At 68.5% G+C, this 17,185-nt stretch carries 18 protein-coding genes, 1 tRNA gene and 1 pseudogene; 11 read left to right on the plus strand and 9 right to left on the minus strand.

What is annotated here, in order from left to right; genetic code table 11:
- Positions 1–496: 496 nt before the first annotated feature.
- Positions 497–1,186 (minus strand): TIGR02391 family protein, encoded by a 690-nt coding sequence (locus GOBS_RS25605; protein WP_012949509.1) that lies wholly within the window; start codon positions 1,184–1,186, stop codon positions 497–499.
- Between the two features lie 488 nt (positions 1,187–1,674).
- Between GOBS_RS25605 and GOBS_RS26860 the strand changes: the two genes are divergently transcribed.
- From GOBS_RS26860 to GOBS_RS26475, 9 genes are all read left to right on the plus strand, one after another.
- Complete coding sequence (locus GOBS_RS26860; protein WP_166487437.1) at positions 1,675–2,166, plus strand: hypothetical protein; 492 nt, start codon at positions 1,675–1,677, stop codon at positions 2,164–2,166.
- A complete protein-coding gene (locus GOBS_RS28920) occupies positions 2,060–2,869 on the plus strand; it encodes a recombinase zinc beta ribbon domain-containing protein (RefSeq protein ID WP_085949936.1) in 810 nt (269 codons plus the stop codon). Before GOBS_RS26860 ends, GOBS_RS28920 begins: the two co-directional genes overlap by 107 nt.
- A 155-nt stretch (positions 2,870–3,024) precedes the next feature.
- The gene (locus GOBS_RS17070; RefSeq protein ID WP_012949511.1) at positions 3,025–3,348 is read left to right on the plus strand and encodes a hypothetical protein; all 324 of its coding nucleotides are present in this window, start codon (positions 3,025–3,027) and stop codon (positions 3,346–3,348) included.
- On the plus strand, positions 3,345–3,473 hold the full coding sequence (locus GOBS_RS29380) for a hypothetical protein (protein ID WP_012949512.1): 129 nt from the start codon (positions 3,345–3,347) through the stop codon (positions 3,471–3,473). Before GOBS_RS17070 ends, GOBS_RS29380 begins: the two co-directional genes overlap by 4 nt.
- A 104-nt stretch (positions 3,474–3,577) precedes the next feature.
- Positions 3,578–5,911 carry a hypothetical protein gene (locus tag GOBS_RS17075; protein WP_041241549.1) on the plus strand — a complete coding sequence of 778 codons (2,334 nt, stop codon included), beginning with the start codon at positions 3,578–3,580 and terminating at the stop codon, positions 5,909–5,911.
- Positions 5,912–6,073: 162 nt separating this feature from the next.
- Positions 6,074–6,298 carry a hypothetical protein gene (locus tag GOBS_RS17080; protein ID WP_012949514.1) on the plus strand — a complete coding sequence of 75 codons (225 nt, stop codon included), beginning with the start codon at positions 6,074–6,076 and terminating at the stop codon, positions 6,296–6,298.
- 555 nt (positions 6,299–6,853) lie between these two features.
- A complete protein-coding gene (locus GOBS_RS27640) occupies positions 6,854–7,018 on the plus strand; it encodes a hypothetical protein (protein ID WP_166487439.1) in 165 nt (54 codons plus the stop codon).
- The gene (locus GOBS_RS17085) at positions 7,015–7,209 is read left to right on the plus strand and encodes a hypothetical protein (RefSeq protein WP_041241550.1); all 195 of its coding nucleotides are present in this window, start codon (positions 7,015–7,017) and stop codon (positions 7,207–7,209) included. The genes GOBS_RS27640 and GOBS_RS17085 overlap by 4 nt, the downstream gene beginning before the upstream one ends.
- A complete protein-coding gene (locus GOBS_RS26475) occupies positions 7,206–8,036 on the plus strand; it encodes a DUF2971 domain-containing protein (RefSeq protein ID WP_012949516.1) in 831 nt (276 codons plus the stop codon). Before GOBS_RS17085 ends, GOBS_RS26475 begins: the two co-directional genes overlap by 4 nt.
- 467 nt (positions 8,037–8,503) lie before the next feature.
- On the opposite strand, the pseudogene GOBS_RS28925 reads toward GOBS_RS26475, so the two are convergent.
- From GOBS_RS28925 to GOBS_RS17100, 4 genes and pseudogenes are all read right to left on the minus strand, one after another.
- Positions 8,504–8,778, minus strand: a pseudogene (locus tag GOBS_RS28925) (transposase); the annotation flags it as partial.
- Between the two features lie 90 nt (positions 8,779–8,868).
- Positions 8,869–9,930 carry a hypothetical protein gene (locus GOBS_RS17090; RefSeq protein WP_166487440.1) on the minus strand — a complete coding sequence of 354 codons (1,062 nt, stop codon included), beginning with the start codon at positions 9,928–9,930 and terminating at the stop codon, positions 8,869–8,871.
- 34 nt (positions 9,931–9,964) lie between these two features.
- Positions 9,965–11,623: a DUF262 domain-containing protein gene (locus GOBS_RS17095; protein ID WP_012949518.1), complete on the minus strand. Its 1,659-nt coding sequence runs from the start codon at positions 11,621–11,623 to the stop codon at positions 9,965–9,967.
- Positions 11,624–12,059: 436 nt separating this feature from the next.
- Positions 12,060–12,941 carry a helix-turn-helix domain-containing protein gene (locus GOBS_RS17100; protein ID WP_012949519.1) on the minus strand — a complete coding sequence of 294 codons (882 nt, stop codon included), beginning with the start codon at positions 12,939–12,941 and terminating at the stop codon, positions 12,060–12,062.
- Between the two features lie 183 nt (positions 12,942–13,124).
- Between GOBS_RS17100 and GOBS_RS17105 the strand changes: the two genes are divergently transcribed.
- Together GOBS_RS17105 and GOBS_RS17110 are read left to right on the plus strand one after the other, a co-directional pair.
- The gene (locus GOBS_RS17105) at positions 13,125–13,991 is read left to right on the plus strand and encodes an SDR family oxidoreductase (RefSeq protein ID WP_041241552.1); all 867 of its coding nucleotides are present in this window, start codon (positions 13,125–13,127) and stop codon (positions 13,989–13,991) included.
- Positions 13,992–14,310: 319 nt separating this feature from the next.
- Positions 14,311–14,508: a hypothetical protein gene (locus GOBS_RS17110; RefSeq protein ID WP_041241553.1), complete on the plus strand. Its 198-nt coding sequence runs from the start codon at positions 14,311–14,313 to the stop codon at positions 14,506–14,508.
- Positions 14,509–14,833: 325 nt separating this feature from the next.
- Here GOBS_RS17110 and GOBS_RS17115 read toward each other — a convergent pair whose 3' ends face one another.
- From GOBS_RS17115 to GOBS_RS17130, 4 genes are all read right to left on the minus strand, one after another.
- Entirely contained in the window at positions 14,834–15,733 is a 900-nt protein-coding gene (locus GOBS_RS17115) for a tyrosine-type recombinase/integrase (protein WP_243697526.1), read from the minus strand.
- Between the two features lie 87 nt (positions 15,734–15,820).
- Positions 15,821–15,892, minus strand: a tRNA-Val gene (locus GOBS_RS17120).
- Between the two features lie 83 nt (positions 15,893–15,975).
- Positions 15,976–16,437 carry a peroxiredoxin gene (locus GOBS_RS17125; protein WP_012949523.1) on the minus strand — a complete coding sequence of 154 codons (462 nt, stop codon included), beginning with the start codon at positions 16,435–16,437 and terminating at the stop codon, positions 15,976–15,978.
- Between the two features lie 53 nt (positions 16,438–16,490).
- Positions 16,491–16,916: a DUF3052 domain-containing protein gene (locus tag GOBS_RS17130; protein ID WP_012949524.1), complete on the minus strand. Its 426-nt coding sequence runs from the start codon at positions 16,914–16,916 to the stop codon at positions 16,491–16,493.
- Positions 16,917–17,185: the final 269 nt, after the last annotated feature.

Genomic DNA, 17,185 nt, shown 5'->3' on the forward strand with positions numbered 1-17,185 from the left:
CCGTCGATGTGCCCGAGGCCGCCCGCGACTACACCGGCCGCGTCGGGGACGCCACCGCCGCGTCCTACGCCCGCCAGGTGGCCGGGCAGTGACCCAGCCCTACTGGGGCAGCGCGTCCCGCCCCACCTCCGCGCGTCCTGGGCGCGGCACGTGGAGGACGCGAACGGCACCCCCGCCGTCGAGGCGCTGGAGGCGTCCGTGCGCTCGTACTGGCGGTCGCGTCACCGCGCCGGGCTCGCCGCTGACCTGCGGATCTTAAAGGCACCCGGCGGGCAGGCCGTGGCCCCCCGCCGGGCTCCGGCGCGCGCCCGGTGCGCCGGGAACCACCCCGGCGCATCCACCACCACCCACGGGAAGCACCCGTGGAGGCGGTGCCGATCCTGGCACCGGGCGCGGCCCACAGTCAGCGGGGGGACCGCCTGCCCCGCCTACGACCCGCCCGCTAGAGGGGGACGACGCGGGACAGGGATCCCGTGCACTCCGCGATCTAGCGCCGTCACGGCGTTTCAGGTGACTGCTGGCGCTTCTCGGCCAGGTCGAGACGCCGCATCAAGAGGCTGGCTAGGGCCAGGTACTCCAATGCCTCGTCAGGGCTGTCCTGCACGGCTGACCCATGTCCGCGCGGGTTGCGGATTCCGAGCATGGAGCCCATGAACAGGAACTTAAAGCCTTCTTGCTCATCCTGAGCACTGCGTCCCTGTACGCGGCTGATGTCCAGCAGCGGGGCGCTGAACACTGCGCCCATCAGCGGCGTACCTGAGTCCTGCCGTCCGGTCAGGGTCTGAACACGAGTCTCCACGGCCTGGAAGGCCTCCAGGACCGCCTGCCGGTAGGTCCCGGCCGCGTACAGATCAATTACGTCCTTGGGCAGCGCCGGATGAAGGCCCGGCAGCTCAACCTGAGCCTGGGTCACCGGGCGGGGTGCCACGGCTACCGAAAAGTCGGCGGCGATGTGGTCGAGGTTGCGCGAACCACCGAAGGGACTCTGGTTGTGGGCGACCTTGGTTAGCTGCACGGTCCGGATTTTGCCGTTAGGCAGCTGGTACTCGACCAGGTCTCCCTCCTCTACGTCAGTGGTGATCGGGAAGTACATCTGGTCGCCGATGAAGGCCTTGGCCTCGGTCGTCGTCGTCTCGTCTTCCCCGTCGGAGCGGAGAATCTTTACGGGCGTTTGGTACCGAATCACGTCAGCACGCTATGCGCGCACGGTCGGCCTCGAAGCTGCGACGCGCCCCGCAACTCCGCACGCCCCTGCCCGTACAGCACGCACTCGTAGGGTCATCAACCGTGGGCAACGAGGGAGCGTCGTGGTGGCTCGGCATCGTGAGGGCCTCCTGACGGCGATCGTGGCAGGCGGCTTTACGGTGCTGGGCGTGCGGCTGACGCAGCGGCACGCCGCTGAGCAGCGCCGCCTCGACCGGCTGGAGGGTCTCCGCGTGGAGCGGCGGGAGGCGCTGGTCGAGCTGTGACGCTGGGGGCTGCTGCAAGGATTGGCGGCAGGGACGCCGTCGTGCGGCGGGCGGGGCGTGCGTCGACCCCATGTCCCGCGTTCGGCGGGTACATATCAGCGAGGTGACTCGGGGGGCACCAGCCGCGAGCGCGCCACTCGAGGATGTGCGGGCGCTCTGCGCCGGTGTGCTGCCGGACCCAGGCGTGCATGGCGAGAACTGGCCGGTGCGCGAGCTGTACGAGCTGGAGCTGCTGCTGCGCGTCTGCGAGGACGTCGGCGCGCAGCACCTGCTGACCGGCGAGGGCGAAGTCACCAGCGAGGGCGTCATGGTGGCCCGCATCCGGGCCAGTGTCTCGGCGGAGGAGATCCGGAAGATGCGCGAGCGGCGGAAGCGTCGGCAGGAGGACATCGCCCTGGATGGTCGGTGGGGCAGCGGGTTCCGCCCGTTCGGGTACTCCGTCGAGCACCGGCCGGGCGACCGGAAAGCCTCCTACTCCGGGCACGTCCTGGTGATCAAGGAGGCGGAGGCGGCGCTGCTGTGCAACGCCGCGCCGGATCATCGAAGGGGCGTCGACCGAGAGCATCGCGCAAGAGTGGAACGCCGACGGGGTGACCACGGTGACCGGCCGCCGCTGGCGGGGGAAGAGCCTGCGCCGGATTATCACCGCGCCGAGCGTCGCCGGGCTGCGAATCCATCATGGCGAGGTGATCGGTGACGCCGCGTGGCCCGAGATCCTGGACCGGGTCACCTGGGAGGTGGTTCTGACCACCTCGGAGTACGTCCCGAGGCCAGGAGGGTCGACCCCCGCGCGAGTACTCCCTCGCCGGGGGACGACCGTCTGCGGTCGGTGCGGCGGGCCGCTGAGAGGCCGCCCACGGGCGGACAAGGTCCGGTCGTACGTGTGTGGTGTCGCCAAGGACCGCGCGGACGGCTCACGGCCGTGTGGCGGCGTCCGGTGCGTGGCCGAGCCGCTGGAGGCGCTCGTCTTCGACGCCGTCCTGGCGGCGGTGGACGGCGGCGCGCCGGACACGGTGCTACGCGCGGACCTGGACGACGACGCCACCGCCCGCCGGACCAACCTGCTGGCCGTGCTCGCCGAGGCGGAGACGAAGCTGGCGGGCGCGACGGAGAGGTTCCTGGAGGGCGAGGTCAGTCGAGCCGCGTACCTGCGGGTGAAGGCTTGGCACGAGGGCGTCGCCGCCGGTGCCCGGCGCGAGCTGGCCGCCATCGAGCGGAACAGCCGGCCCGAGGACATTCCCCGCAACACCAAAACGCTTCGGGAATGGTGGCCGGAGGCCACTCTGCTGCAGAGGCGCACTTTCCTGAAGCTTTTCATCGAGAGGGTGCACGTACTGCCCGCTCCGCATCGGGGAGCGCGTTTCTCGCACGAGCGAGTGGGACTGTTCTGGATCCGCTGACCTTTGTTCACCTGATTGTGTGAAGCGACCCCTGGCGCTTGTGCCAGGGGTCGTCTACATTTGTCGGCAGGAATCAGGAACCCAGCACGGAGAGCCGCACCCGGCTCCGTGGTCTGGCTTCCTGTCCTGGGTGCCTCCCTCGCGGAGGTAGTTCGTTGGCAAGCCGGTACCGCACGCAGACTCCGCTGTCCTTCCGTAAGCAGCCGGCGCTGCAGATCCTGCGGGAGATGGACCTCACCGTCCGGCAGGCGGCCCAGAGGACCGGGACGCCGTACTACACGCTGCGCAACATCCTGTACGGCGGGACCCGGGCGACCACCGGACAGCGCGCGGCGCTGGTGGCGCTGACCGGCCGGAGCGTCGAAGAGCTGTTCGACGCGGGATCCCTGGTCCCCCGACGGTCGTCGGAGCGGTGTCGGTGCAACCGCTGCACCCTGGAGCGCGCCCGCCGGGCTGAGGACGCGGGGGTTGTCCTGTGACCGCCGAGCAGCTGGCCGCCTGGGTGGCCGCCAGCAGGACGGCGCAGGACCTGCCCGAGACGATCACCGACCGCACCGTGTTGGCGCGGGCGGCTGCGGTGCTGCGGCCGGAGCGTGCCCAGTGACCGCGCAGGAGAACAGTCCCCCGAACACTGCGGGGGGCCTCGCCGTTGACACCGACGAGGCCCCACCGAGCAATGACCCAACCCAAGGTCGCGCCCGGTCTAGCTTGAGCAACCTTGTAGAAGCACTGACGTACGAACCGGACGAGGTCGTCGCCGTCTGCCACCAGGACGCACAGGGTGGCGAGCGAGGCATATTCACGCACCAGCACGTCCCGGCCACCGCCGACGCGATATGGGACGAGGCGTCCCGGTGGGTCGACACGTCGGACCTCTGGTGGTCGATCAACCCGCTGGCCGTCCCTGAGGGCTACGGAGGGCGCGGCACCGCCGAGCACGTGACGCGGTTCGCCGCCGCGTACGCCGATCTCGATGTGAAGCCGGGCGGGCTCCCGTCGATGGCGGCGGCGTGGGAAGTGATCGACGTCGTCTCCGCCCTGCTCGGACACGAGCCGGTGGCGGTGATCTCCTCCGGGCACGGGCTGCAGCCGGTCTGGTCGATCGACCCCACCGACGAGCGCACGAACCTGACCGCCGACGACAAGCACCGGTCGGACGCCCGCGCGCTCATGCGTCGGTTCGGCCGCCTGGTGGCCCACGTCGCCGAGACGGTCACTGAAGAGCACCGGGGACACGTCGACAGCGTGTTCGACCAGGCGCGCGTGCTCCGGCTGCCGGGGTCGGTGAACCGGAAGGTCCCCGGCGCTCCGGTGCCGACCGGCGTTCGGTTTCCCGGCGGCTCCCCCCTGGGGGTCGCGGAGCTGGTCGACGTCCTGGACGCCTACGGCGTGCTGGAGCGACCCGAAGACCGTGACGCGCCGGGCGTGATCCGGTCCGAGCCGGGGTCGTGGGCGTGGGCCCGCACGACGTGCACGTGGGCGCTGTCGGCGGTCGCCGGCTGGCGGACGGACACCCCGCGCGCCAACAGTGCCGGCCGGCACCCCGCACTAGTCAGCAAGGCCACCAGGCTGGCCGTGATGCACCGCAACGGCTGTCTGACCGAGGCCGCGTATCGCGAGGGCGTGGCGAACCTGTCGAGCCGCTTCACCGAGCTGTGCGAGCAGGGGATAGGCGGGGAGCCGCGCAAGGTCGCGCCGGGCGAGGTGTCCGACGCGCTCTCGTGGGGACGCGCCAAGGCCGCCACCAAGACCGAGGCGGCGCTACAGCGCGAGCTGAGGTCTCACCGCCCGCACGAGCGTCCCGAGGCCCCCACGGAGGCGCACACGGCGACGGCGGGGGAGTCCACGGCGCTGCAGGCCGTGCTGGACCACGTCCAGGGCTGGATCGACGGCGACGCGGGTCAATTCGTGTTCGCCGCCGCCATCGCCGTGGCAGCGGCCGAGACCGGCTTCGAACCGGTCTGGGGTGACGTGGTCGGCCCGTCCTCGGGCGGCAAGACCGAGGCCATCCGGACTCTCGACCGGATCGCCACGGACACCGTGGACGAGATCACCGTCGCCGGCCTGCTGTCGTGGCAGGGGAGTGTGCAGAAGGGCCGGCCCACCGGGGCCCTGGTCCGGATCGGCAGCAACCCGGTGGCCGGCCTGCTGACCATCCGCGACCTGTCGACGCTGCTGCAGACCGACAGCCGGAGCAGCGGCGCTGAGGCGAGTGGAGTCTTCAACGCGCTCAGGGTCCTCTTCGACGGCAAATACACCCGGGAGCACGGCGGCGCGCCGGTCAAGCTGGAGTGGACCGGACGGCTCACCGTGCTCGCCGCCGTCACCGACTCGATAGACAACTACGCGTCGTTCGGTGGGCAACTCGGCGAGCGCTTCACGTACTTCCGGGCTCGCGGGGTGCCCGAGCACCTGCGGCGGTCGAGTTGGGACCGGCCGGCGACCGGGCGGGCCGAGCTGCGGGCGGAAGCTCAGGAACTGATGACCCGCGCCGTCACGGCGGCGCGCGCCCGACTGGCCGGGGTGACGCTCTCCGCCGAGCTGACCCACGCCGTGGACGCGGCAGCGTCGCTGCTCGCCGTCGGGCGCGGCAAGGTCCCACGAGACGGCTACGGGCGTCGGGACATCATCGCCGAGCCGGAGGTCGAGGACCCGTATCGACTGCGGCAGCAGCTACTGAACCTCGCCCGTGCGCTGCTCGCGCTGGAGCTGACCGAGGCGGAGGCGACCGCGTTCGTCTACCGGGTCGCGGTCGACACCATCCCCAGGACCCGGGCCAAGGTGCTGAGCGTGCTCACCACCGGCGGCGAGCAGCACAGCGTGAAGGGCGTCAGCGCGGCCACCGGGGGCGTCGACCGACGGGTGGTGCGCCGGGTGCTGGAGGACCTTCGCGCGCTGCACCTGGCCCGCTGCCCGAGCCTGGACGCGCACGAGGACGACGGGGCCGAGACGGTGCTCAGCGTTCCACGCGATTGGCAACTCGCCGACAACCTGCACACCGCGCACGCTCGGCGCATCATCCCAGCTCAGTGGCCGAATTGAGGGGTGGGCCGAAAAGGACAAACCCGGGTCAGGGGGGGTGTGCCGAAAAGGACAGACTGTCCCCCCATCCCCCCCATAGATCAAGAGACCCCAGGGGGTGTCTGTCCGTTTCGGCCCACCCCCTGATCAAGATCGAGCCACTAGTGGAAGGACCGTCAGACCGTGATCGAGAACCCCACAGGGACCCTGGTCGGGACCCGAGGACGCCAAGCGCTGTGGTGGGCCCGCCACCACGAGCACGACTCGCCGGCAGCCGCGTTGGCGCACGCCCACGTCCTCGCCGATCAACTCGCCGGCCTGCCGCACCTGGCGGGGTGGACCTTCGTCGTGCGGGACGAGCCGGAGCAGCACCGCGTGACTGTCATCGGGACGGCTCCCCGTGGGTGACCCGACCTTGGAAGTGACGATGGAGCGGTGGGACCCGCACGCCGCCCGCTGGCGGCTGATGTGCCACCGCCACGCCGCTCAGCGGCTCATGGACGGCCAGACACCGCGCCGGGTGGCTCCGGTACCTGCACCAGACGCTGGGCATGCCGCAGGAGGACGCTCGGGCGGTTGGGGAGCGGGTGTCGGCGGAGCTGGCGCTGCGGACCGGGCTGGCGCTGTGACCGCGCTGGCGGAGCTGTCGGCCGCGCTGGGGGTGACCGTGACCGGCGTCCAGCGCCGGTGGATCCACGTCAACGGCCGCCACCACTAGCACGCCGACGGGTGGGCGCTCAACCTGCCAGACGCGCCGATACCGGGGGACACGTGGTGTTCGTCGGACGGGCGGTGGACCTACCCCGTACGGACGTCCTGATGGCGGCGGGCCGATGAGCTGACCCGCCTGGCCACCATGTGGGGCCGCGACCCCGCCGCCGAGCCATTCACCAGTACCGAGCCGCGCCGGATCCTCCGGCGGCTGCACGAGGCCGCCGAGGCGGCGGGCAGGGAGATGACGGCGTGACCGGGCCCGGCGAGTGCGAAACGGCGCTGGAGCGTCTGCACGAGAAGATCGCGGCTAGGAAGATCCTGGCGGTCTACACCCCCGCCAAGCGCCAGATCCGACGCCGCCTGGCTGACCAGCGGACGCGTGAGCACGCGGCGAAGGGGCAGCGGCCGACGTGACCCCGCCGGTCTACGTGATCGAGGACCGGGAGGACCGGGCCGCGCGGTTCCTCGAGGCCGCCGTCGCCGCCAGGCTCAACGTGCTGGTCTCCGGCGGCACCCACACCGGCAAAGACGACACTTCCTTAGGACGCTGGCTCGGCGGGACGCTGCCCAAAGCCATCCCGGCAGTGCCATGCTGCATTCCATGACTGACCTGCCACGGGGACTCTGTCACTACACGAGCGGTCAGGGATTGCTCGGGATAGTCCAGGCACGCGAAATCTGGGCCACACACATCCTCTACTTAAATGATCACACGGAATACCAATCTGTGTACGACGATGCAAAGTCTCTGCTTGAGCGCATCACGGTATTGCGGGAGCTGAGCCATGAGGCCCCACGACTCCGGGATGCCATTCTTTCCAACCTCGGGCCGATCACTCGGGGTCGACCGGCCGGTGTATTCGTGGCGTCGCTCAGCGAGAATTGGGACGATCTGAGTCAGTGGCGCGGTTATACCCAACCTGGGGACGGATATGGCGTCGTCTTCGATCCCGAGGTGCTAAGAGCCCATGCGGTGAGTGAAGGTTGGACACTTGAAAAGTGCCTCTACGGCAGTCGCAGCGTGAGTACCCTCGTGTCGATCATCCGCGAGACGTTCACGCGCTACATCGGAGGGGGCTGGACCCATGACGAGGCGGGTGCAACCTCGGCGGTAATGGACCTATCGCAAAAAATCTTGCCAATTGCTCCACTCGTAAAACACGAGGCCTTCGCGGCTGAAAACGAGTGGCGTCTAATCAGCCCTCCCCTCTATTACAAGAACGAAAGGCTTGAGTTTCGGCCCGGTCGCAGCTTCTTGGTTCCTTATCTGAGATTCAAATATGCGGACCCGGGAGAACGTGCGATTATGCACGTTAGCGTCGGCCCCGGACCTAACGCCGACTTGGCCGTACAGGCGGTACTGGCGGTGATCGGCCAGAACGGTCTGAATTGCGGCTGTGGCGCGACGGGGGCACCGTATCGACCGTGGTGAGCGATCAGCACGCCCCATCTGTGTCCCGCTTTAGCTGATAGTTCTGGGGGGTAGTTCGGTGGCCCGGCGTGTTCTCTGCACCCTATAGGTGAACTATCAGAGGTTTTCTCACCAGGATTCGCCGTCCACGGACGGGGCAAGAGAGGCATTCCTGCAGGTCAGCGTCGTGAGTCGGCCGAGCGCCGAGTGCGGCTTGGCGGGAGCCTGTTCCGAGGGGCGGCGCTGGAAGTCCCTGACGACTCGCTGCAGGCCTGGCCAGCGGCGTCGATCGCAGCCTTCAACGGGCACGGATTCCTGGTGAGAAAACCTCGTTGTTACCAATAGGATTGATCGCAAGTTGACGCCGAAATGGTACCGGTACGCCCGGGCGAACCAGAGATATCGCGAAAGCCCAGGTGAGGGGCCACAAGTGGCGTATCCGGGGTGATACTCGAGTCAGCCTACCAACGATCCTTTTAGTAGCGGGCTCATCGCAGACGAGGGTGTTGTCGGGGGCGGAATCCCTCGATCTCGAGTAGGGATCTGGCGATGTAGTTGGTGAGGTTGCAGAACCCGTGGGCGCAGCTGCGGAGGTGTTCCTGGCGTCCGTTGAGGGCTTCGGTGAGGCCGTTTGCTGGTGCCGGGGCGGTCGACGTGGGCCAGCACGTCGGCGGCCCCGCTGAGGGGGGCTGCGTCCTGGCCGGCGGAGCTCGGTCAGCGTTGCTGAAACACCGGAGCCGAGTGCTGCGATCAAGGTGGTCATGGTGGCCTTACTTCGGGCCCATGTCCGTATGCGGTCCCCGTCGTCAGGGAGCTGCTCGCGCAGCTGACCTGACCGTCGTCGGCGCTCAGGTCAGGTGAGTTGCTCGTGCCGGAACGTCTCGCCGTGGGGGTAGATGAGCTCGACCTCGAAGCAGTCTGCGGCGACATGCTCGAGGAAGCTGCGGGCGGTCCCGGTGGGTGCGGCCGGGAGCAGGACCGCGATGGACTCGACGGTGGTCCGGTCGTCGAGGGCGGAGGTGTTCGCTGCGTACCGGTAGGCGGCTGCCTGAGCCCACGCGTGAGCGACCGTGACGACATCGGCGGCGGCTTTCGCCTCCACGATGCGCCGGACCGTCGGCTCGTACACGTCGGCTCGCAGTTCACCAATGGGGTGCTCGCGGAGGTAGCGGTGCGGGAGTGTCGCGACATACGCGGCGACGAGGTCCGCTTCGAGCTGCTGGCGGGCGGGTGAGGCCGGCGGTTGCACGGCGACGGCTTCGGCCCGCTGGGCGAAGCGGCCGGCTGTGTCGAAGCGTGACGGCAGGTCCGTCCGCTGCCAGTAGACGCGGCCGCTCTTGAGCTCGTGACCTTTCAGCCGCTCGTGCATGGCGTCGTAGACGTCGCAGTGCCGGTAACGGCCGCCGAGCTCCTCGAACGCCTCCCAGATGGACCGGCTGCCGCCCGGTCGGTCGTTGCGGGTGCACGGCCACTGCAGAGCCAGGACGGCGGCCGCGACCTCATGGAGGGGTGCGGGTGCGGCGTCGCCGGGGCGGGGGCGGCGCATGCCCTCGAGGGCGTAGAACATCACGTCGGTGCGTTCGAGGTCCAAGACGGCGCGCGTGACCGCCAAGGTGGCCTCATTGGTGTAGCCGCCCGCCTTGAGGTGGTCGATCACCTCGCTCCACTGCAGCGGATCTTCCCCGAGGTGCTGCTCGATGTAGCGGGTCGCGACGGCAGTGACGTGGTCGAGGTTCTGCGAGGCGGAGGTGGTACTCATCACCACGAACGCTACGACGATCACGGGCTCGTCGGGGACCGAGCGCAGGTCAGACAGATCTGAGTGCGAGCAGTTCAGCCCGGCTCCGCTGCCGGCTCCTCGCCGCCGCTCTACACCCTCAACTGCGATGAGCCTCTTACAGTAAGAGAACCGCACGGCCGTGCGGCTAATGTCGGAGCTCGGGGCGCTCCTACAGCGGCCAGGCGAGAGGTGCCAAACTGGCTAGCTCTCGAGCGCGCTTATCCACGTCTGCCTTCGTCCACGTCTGTTGCTCTTTCAGTGCGGCCGTCACCTGAAACGCCGATGTGCCATAAGTGACTGTCTTTTCGGCGAACGGCTTATCCTCAAGATTCTTATTGAGCCCCTTTTCCAGAAGTGCCATGTTGCCCAGCGTCTCGACGTAAGTGGCCTTGACTGCGTCGTTCTTGGCCTCCGCTCGAGGCATCAAGTGCTCTAGGGTCACCGTCCTGCTACTCCAATCGGGCATCCCGTCGAGGGGCATGCTGAGCTTGACGCGGTGTGCGCGCTCCAGCATGGCGAGCAGGTACTTCGCCCTTGTGAGCGGAACGTTACCAAAGGCGCGAAAATTGTCCGTAAACTCTCGGTCGCCAACAATCAGCGTCGAAAGGGCGGCTCGCACCTCCTCTTGGTTCTTCGCGGTCTTGTTGCTGACGAGCTGGGCTGCTCGGCTGAACGCCTTCTCCGCAACGCTGCCTCCCAGACGCCCAGCAAATAGGGCGCGGATTGACCAGTTGGTCACCTTGGTAAAAAATCTAGCAGCTTTGTCTTTGTCGTCCGCCCAGGTGGCGAAGGTCGCCATGATCAATGGGTAGCTGCTTTCCAAGCCAAACCGGCGCATGGCAAGCACCGACTCGCGCATGTCAAAGTCCAGGGACTCCCACAGCGTGTTGTCGACGTCCTTAAGTGCGAGGTATGTGGCTCGGGCCGCGTCGAGTTGCTGGACGTATTTTTTTGCCTTCGACGGCCCAGTGCCGATGTCTTCCTGCAGCGCCTTGTACAATGCTCTGGTCGTCACGTGCCCGTTCCGGGACATGTAGTCATAGCGAAGGAACTTGACGAAATCCTCCGCTTTATCGAAGTCGCCGCTAATCTTCGTCCATGTAGCCTGCACGAGGGCGAAGTTGTGTTTCGCCTGACTGAACAGATAGTTTTTGAGCAGGTCGGCAGTTGTGAGGTCCGCGCCCCGATCGTTGAGCGTCTCGAAGATCACGTACGCTTCTGGCAGATCGGATGCGACCGCGACGAGCACCTGGACGTCCTCGTCCAACTGGGTAGTAATCTCGATGAGCCGCCTGTAGTCATCTTCTGCCGGCGCGAGCTCTCGAAGGTAGCGGCTCGCCTGCCGGTATGCGTCCGCAATCGAAGACGTGCCCTCGGCCGGCAGTGGCGCTCGCGCTAGTAGTAGGTCATACGCTGGCTGATCGGCCGGGTTTAGCACGATCCGCTCGACGAGCTCCTCCGCGTCCAGGTCGTATCCGCGAAGATAGGTCTCATCGATGTGCGTTGCGGACTTGTCCTTTTTAAAATCGCGGAGGGCGTCGCGGATGGCAACCAGGAGAATCGCGGTGGTCGCAAGCCTTTGCTGGCCGTCAACGATTTGCTGGCGGTGACTGTCGGTCGCATTGGCGAAGACGACCGTTCCGAGGAAGTAGCCGGTCTGTTTCTGGCGAGCAGTCGCTAGATCCGAGAGGAAATCTGCAACATTGCCCTCATCCCACGAATAGCTCCGCTGAAACGCCGGGACCTCCAGCAAGCGGTCCGCAAGAAGGTGGCTAATGCGGTCGTGGTCAAACTGTGTTGTGTCTGCCATAGTTCCCCCGATGATCATTCGCGCCTCGGAGGAGCGTAGTGCGAGCGCGCCGCTGGCGCGCTCTTGACCCGAGGAAGCAACGTAACTCGGGAGCCCTCGGGCCTCCTTCGTCCCCCTTCGTTTTTCACCTCGGGCGTCCTCCCCTAGGTGCTGGCGCAGGTCTGCGGGGAGTCCGTCAAGGGCGCAGAGCGGGCGAGGCGTGTGGTTCAAGATCGGTATTACGCTAGTTACCACATACGCCTCCCGGTTACCTCAGCACCGAGCTAGTACCGCGACCGGCAATCTTCGCCCTGAGCGGCCCACTATGGGACACCGCGAGCCCGCTGACGGGCGGCTCGACCGTCAGCCGCCCGTGGGTTGATGCCGGCTGCGGCGAGTGCAACGGGACGTCGCATGCTTCCTCGGTGAGTCGAAGCGCGAGGCGTGTCAGGTCGGGCCGGTAGGGGCTACCGGCTCACGCCTGCTTCGGGGGCGTCAGCGCGTCGGCCGGGTCGTGGGTGGCCGCCCAACTGGCGAGGAACCTCAGCGAGTCGTCGGCGGGTGAACCTGCTTCGGCGCTGAAGGCGATCAGCGACAGGCCGGGGTCGGCGGGTAGCTCCATGACCTCGTAGAACAGGTGCAGGTCACCGACGACGGGGTGATGGAAGGACTTGACCCCGGTGCGGTGCAGGCGGACGTCGTGGGCGGCCCAGCGGACCCGGAAGGCGTCGCTGCGGGTCGACAGTTCCCCGACGAGGTCGGTCAGCCCCTTGTCGTAGGGGTCGCGACCAGCCTGCAGGCGCAGCGTGGCCACGGCGTCGTCGGCCGCTCGTTCCCAGTCGATCCAGAAGTCGTGGGCGCGGGGATCGAGGAAGCAGAACCGGGCGTGGTTGACCGGTCGGGCCGAACCGGCGAACACGGGGGCGAACAGCGCCTTTCCCAGCGGATTCGCGGCGAGCAGATCGAGGGTCCCGCTGTTCACGATGGCCGGGACCTCGGTCATTCCGGCGAGGATGCGCGCCACGCTGGGCCGGACCTGCTGGACGGGGTGCGTGCGCCGGGCGCGGCCGACGGGGCCGGCGGCGCGGGCGAGGTCGGCCAGATGCACCCGCTCCGCCTCATCCAGCTGTAGTGCGCGGGCGAGAGCGTCGAGCACGCTCTCGGAGACGCCGCTGAGATCGCCCCGCTCGAGTTGGGCGTAGTACTCGACGCTCACGCCGGCCAGGTCAGCAACCTCGCTGCGGCGCAGGCCCGGCACGCGCCGGTTGCGGCTGTAGTGGGCCAGCCCGGCCTGCTCAGGGGTCAGCTTGGCCCGCCGGGTACTGAGGAAGGCCTTGACCTCGTCGCGGTTGTCCACAGACCCGAGGCTAGGTCGGTCTCCTCAGACGAGGGGTGCCCTGTCAGTACACCTCCCGGCAGTAACTTCTCCGGCCTCCCGGCACCCGCTTGCATGGTGTTCGCCGCCGCTGGCCGGGGCGTGGGCACCACGCGACCAGCACCTGACGCGGGGCGCGAATCTGCGATGGAGGACGAACGGAACATGGCTGACAACACGAGTGAGAAAAAGGTCTGGCTGGTCACCGGTGCCGGCCGGGGCATGGGTGTGGACATCGCACAGGCGGCCCTGGCGGCCGGGCACGCGGTCGTGGCCACCGGCCGCAACCCCGAGCGGGTCAGCGCCGCGATCGGCCCGCACGCCGACCTGCTGACGGTCACCCTGGACGTCACCGACCCGGCCAGCGCCCACGCCGCCGTGCAGGCCGCCGTCGACCGGTTCGGGCGGGTCGACGTGCTGGTGAACAACGCGGGCAACTTCTACGCCGGCTTCTTCGAGGAGATCAGTCCGGAGGACTTCCGGGCGCAGGTGGAGACCAACCTGTTCGGTCCGCTGAACGTCACCCGCGCCGTACTGCCAGTCATGCGCGCCCAGCGCTCCGGAGTCGTGGTGACCATGAGCTCCTCCGCCGGCCTGATCGGGCAGGAGTTCACCTCCGCCTACGCCGCGTCGAAGTTCGCCCTCGAAGGGTGGATGGAGTCGCTCTCGCCGGAGGTGGCTCCGTTCGGCATCCGCACGATGGTCGTCGAGCCCGGGTTCTTCCGCACCGACCTGCTCACCCCCGAGTCGACGAGCTACGCCGAGCCCTCGATCGAGGACTACGCCGAGCGCACTCGGCAGACCGTCACGGCGTGGAAGAGCATGAACGGCCAGCAGGGTGGGGACCCGGCCAAGCTCGCGGAGGCGCTGGTCCAGCTGGCCGACCAGGACGAGCCCCCGGTGCGCTGGGTCGCCGGCGCGGACGCCGTCGCGGGCGTCGAGCAGAAAGCGAAGGATCTGCTCGCCCAGGTGGATGCCCACCGGGAGCTGTCGTCATCGCTGGCCCGCGACGACGCCACGGCGAACGCCTGACGTCAGGCAAATGAGGCAGAGGTGCGGCGTCGGCGTCCTCCGAGCGCCGCACCCCAGCGGGCGGCCGGGGCGCGACGCTCGGCCACCGTGCGCGCATCGTCTGCCGTCCGGAGCAATGCGGTGTCCCACAGGCCGCCTTCAGGGCGAAGGTTACCGGTCGCGGTACTACGGAGACCTCACCGTGGGAGTTACGGGCCCTGCGGGGAGCCCCGGAAGCATCCGGCCCTGCCACGCTGCTGGCCAGGCTTCCTGACCACTACCCGGACTCGACTTCGGGCCGTCCTGTAACCCCCGCACTTAGGTCTCTGTAGACGAGCAGGTGGACGAGCGACGCGCGGCGGATGTTGAGCTGAGAGCAAACCTGTGCGCGCAGGTGATGGCCGTTGGCAAGGAGTCCCGCGAGGGGCGCACCGACCTGGAGGGGAAGCTAATCGACGTAGCCACTGGCCGAGTACGGCAGGAGCTGCTTGGACTGGCTCTCGTCGTGGCGGGAACCTTCGTCGGCGCGTTCGGCTGAGCAACCGGTGCATTGGGGGACCCGACTATGACAGCCAGTGATGGCAGGACCATGCCCAGTCGCCGTCGACGTCCTCGTCCACCTCAACATCGAGGTCCGTATCGCCGGACTCAAGAGGGCCTCCCCATTAGAGGTGTCCTGAGAATCTGAAAAATTTCGCGCGCCCACCTCGGATGCCCTGCCCGCGCGCCCATGCACGCTTTTCGGAAGATGCCCCCACGACATCTCGCCGCTCAGGATCACCCTGAGCCTGTCTCTGCCGGGCGGGGACAAGGTGCCTAGTCCAATCACCTTGCCGAGTTCTTCGCAAAGCTCCTAGAGGCGCTCAGAGCGCATCGCCCAACGCCATTCGACGGTGCGCGTCCCTCGCTCTCTCATCGGCAGTGCTGGCGGCGTACCGGCGAAGCATCTGTACCGACCGCCATCCCATGAGACGCATGAGGTCGGTCTCGGATCCACCGTTGGCTCCCCACCTGTGCGCGGCGGTGTGACGAAACTGGTGGGCGTGCAGGTTCGTGATGCCGACCGAGCGCCCTCTGCGCTCCAGCATCTGCACGATCCCACCCGGTGACAGCGGTCCACGGCCCTTCTCGGACAGCCACAGATGCCCCGTGTGAGCCCACGGGTCCTTGTCCCGCATCCGGAGGTACCTACCGAGCGCCTGCGCCGTCCTGGAGCCGAACGGGACCACCCGGATCCGGCGTCCCTTGCCGAGCACCTGGATGGTCTGGTTCGCCAGGTCCACGCTGTCCACCGCCAGCTCGGCGATCTCTGCCCGACGGCATCCGGTATCCACGAACAGCCGGATCATGGCGTGGTCACGCCTGTCCGTGAAGCTCCTACCGTTGCACGTTGCAAGCAGTTCACGCAGCTGCAGGTCCGTCAGCACCGGCACGGGCACCTCGGGCGTGTGCGGCGGACGCATCCCCTCCATCGGGGACTTCTCGATCTCTTCCTCACGCACCATCCACCCGAAGAACTGCTGCAGCGCTCGGTACACCAGGCTGCACGTGCCCGGCTTCCACTCCGTCTGCATGTCGGCCATGAAGCGGGTGAGGTCTCCGCGCGTCACCGCCAGCGGGGACGCAGGTCCACCGGTTTCTATGCACCAGGCCGAGAGCTTGTCGACGGCTCCGGTGTACAGCCGCACCGTGTTAGGCGACTTGTTCTCCGCTCGCAGGGTGGTGGCGAAGTCGCGTCGCAGCGCCGTCCATTCCTGTCCCATGGCGCGCACTGTTACGTCGTCACTGGGCACCGTCAACCGCCAGCGCGCTACGCTCCGCTGGCAAACGTGCAGGTCAAAGATGCAGGGTGGGCGCGGCCGGGATCGAACCGGCGACCGCTCGCTTGTAAGGCGAGAGCTCTCCCGCTGAGCTACGCGCCCCGCGCGCCCAGGGTAGAGGAAGGACTCCCCTGCCCCGCCACGCGCGGCGGGGAGCAGGGGCCGTGCCGGGGCAGGGGCCTCATTCAGGCGGCGAGCTGGGCCACGGCGTCCTTCCACCCCGACTGCTCGCGGGCGTCGCCGGGGCCGTTGACCTCGGTGAAGGCGATGCGGCCCTCGGCGTCGACCAGGAAGGTGCCGCGGACGGCCATGCCAGCCTTGTCGTTGAAGACGCCGTAGGCCTGCGCGACGGCGCCGTGCGGCCAGAAGTCCGACAGCAGCGCGAAGTCGAAGCCCTCCTGCTCGCGCCAGGCCTTGAGGGCGGGGGCCGGGTCGGTGCTGAGCGCGAGCACCCGCACGCCCGCGTCGGTGTAGGTCGCCAGCTCGTCGCGCAGCTGGCACAGCTCCCCGGTGCAGATGCGGGAGAAGGCGAAGGGGTAGAAGACCAGGAGGACCGGCGTCCCGCGCAGGCCGGTCAGCGACACGACCTGGCGGTCCTGGTCGGGCAGGCTGAACTCGGGCGCGACGTCCCCGACGGAGAGGCTCATGCGCCGATCGTGCCGCACCCGCCCGGAGCCGGTCCGGGGTGGGGCCGGGTGCCTCAGCGGCGGCTGCGAGCGGCCTTGGGGGTGACCAGGCGGATGCCGGACCAGTCCTTGGCCGCGGAGACGCTGCTGGTCTGCGACAGGCCCGCGGTGGGCGCCACCTCGGTGACGTCACCGGGCTCGACGTGCCCCGGCCGGCCGGACTTGGGCACCAGCAGCCACACGACGCCGTCGTCGGCCAGCGACGTGATCGCGTCGGTCAGCGCGTCGAAGAGGTCGCCGTCGTCCTCCCGCCACCACAGGAGCACGACGTCGGCCACCTCATCGGTGTCCTCGTCGACCATCTCGCTGCCGGACACCTCGACGATGGAGTCCCGCAGGTCCTCGTCGGCGTCCTCGTCCCAGCCGAGCTCCTGCACGACCATGCCCGGCTTGATGCCCAGCCGGGCCGCCATGCTGGCGCTGCCCGAGTCGACGCTCATCCCTGCTGTTCCTCCATGGGTTCCGTTGCTGCTGACCGGGGAGCACGGACGTGCCCGCGCCGGCGGGGTGTCGTGGGTGTGGGACGCGTGGCCTGGTGCGCGGGGTGCGGCGAACGGCGGCGGAGCAGGACACGACCAGCGGGAGACCTCCCCCGCAGCCCGGCCATGTCACCCCTTCCCGTCCGCACCGGTCCTCCCCGCCTCGGGTCGTCCGAGGCCGCGGCCGGCGTTGGCGGAAGCGTAGGGCATGCCTGGTCAGGTGCAAGCGT

It is taken from the genome of Geodermatophilus obscurus DSM 43160, assembly GCF_000025345.1.
In the GTDB taxonomy this organism is placed as follows: domain Bacteria; phylum Actinomycetota; class Actinomycetes; order Mycobacteriales; family Geodermatophilaceae; genus Geodermatophilus; species Geodermatophilus obscurus.